This is a genomic window from Amycolatopsis sp. WAC 04182 (assembly GCF_003947465.1).
Classification (GTDB): domain Bacteria; phylum Actinomycetota; class Actinomycetes; order Mycobacteriales; family Pseudonocardiaceae; genus Amycolatopsis.
The window spans coordinates 1-644 of the sequence record NZ_QHJJ01000059.1; the positions used below are offsets into that span (position 1 = coordinate 1).

1 protein-coding gene is annotated in these 644 nt (G+C 74.8%); it reads right to left on the reverse strand.

The window, feature by feature from the left end:
• Window positions 1-644, reverse strand: a 644-nt coding sequence (locus tag DMH01_RS42495) for a tyrosine-type recombinase/integrase (protein ID WP_370323615.1), incomplete at both ends; no start/stop codon positions are given.

A 644-nucleotide genomic window follows, 5' to 3' on the forward strand; every position in this document is an offset into this window, starting at 1 on the left:
CTTGCCCATGATGAGCTGCAGGGGGACTTCGGCGTCGCCGAGGTGGGTGGCGGCGCTGTGGCGGAGCTGGTGCAGGTCGAGTCCGGCGTGCTTGTCGAGCAGGACGCGGGCGCGGTCGTAGCCGAGGCGGGCGCGGCCGGTGTGCGGGCAGATGTCGGCGGCCGGGGGCCGTCGGGTGGGGACGGGGCGGCGTTCGGACAGGAACAGCGGCCCGCGCGCGCGGGTGCCGCCGTCCGGCAGGCGCAGCAGGCGGGGTAGCAGGTGGGCGGTGCCCGACTCCCAGTACACCCACTCGCCGTTGCCGCCCTCGGAGGTGACAGGGGCGCGGCGGTGCTCCAGATCGAGGTCCTCGACGTTGAGCGCGAGGATCTCCGCGGCCCGGGCCGCGGTCTCGTAGAGCATCCGCCACAGCGTCCTTTCCCGGAGCGGGATGTCGCGGCGCGACAGCAGCCGGTCGATGGTGGTCTTGGCCACGGCGCGGGTCTCGTCGGCGTTCTCCTTGCGGCGTTCGGCCTCGGCCGGCACCGACGGGGCGGGCCAGTGCTTCTTGCTCTGGCACCAGGTCAGCCAGGAGGTGAGGGCGGCGCGGTTGCGGTTCCAGGTCGCCGGCGCGCGTCCGCCCCACAGTTCGGCGAGCGCGGCGC